This window comes from Haloferax sp. KTX1 (assembly GCF_902410085.1).
Taxonomy (GTDB): Archaea; Halobacteriota; Halobacteria; order Halobacteriales; family Haloferacaceae; genus Haloferax; species Haloferax massiliensis.
In genome coordinates, this window is sequence record NZ_CABPRH010000272.1 from 1 (window position 1) to 415 (window position 415).

General features: G+C 61.4%; 2 pseudogenes. Both read right to left on the bottom strand.

The features are described 5' to 3' along the window. Nucleotides 1-173 (bottom strand): annotated as a pseudogene (locus tag FY251_RS23270) (MATE family efflux transporter); the annotation flags it as partial. Next, nucleotides 173-415: pseudogene (locus FY251_RS21805) on the bottom strand (TetR family transcriptional regulator C-terminal domain-containing protein); the annotation flags it as partial. The pseudogenes FY251_RS21805 and FY251_RS23270, both read right to left, overlap by 1 nt.

Sequence of the window (415 nt, forward strand, 5' to 3'; positions counted from 1 at the left end):
GTGCTGTACTGGCCGAGCCAGAACGTGTCCGCGAGGTTGTACGCGGTCTGGAAGAGATTCGTGATGACGATCGGCATCGAGAGGAAAAACAGCGGCTTCCCGATGCCACCCGACGTGAGGTCGAACTCCTCGGGCCCCTTGAACAGCGCACTAACGCGACTTCGAATCCCCATCAGCGGGTCGCCTCCGCTGGCGTGTCCGTCAGGAGATGGGTCTCAGCGTATCGCGTAATCGTCTCTTTGAATCTGTCTATCGAACGGTCTGTGGCGACGTGTCGGGTATGGGCACCTGTAATCGCCGTCACGAGAAACTCCGCTGCGACGGCCGGCTCGACCCTGCTATCGAACTCCCCGGTTTCGACGCCGGCCGCGATGATTTCCCGCAGCCGGTCGAAGAGCACGGCATCGAACCTGGC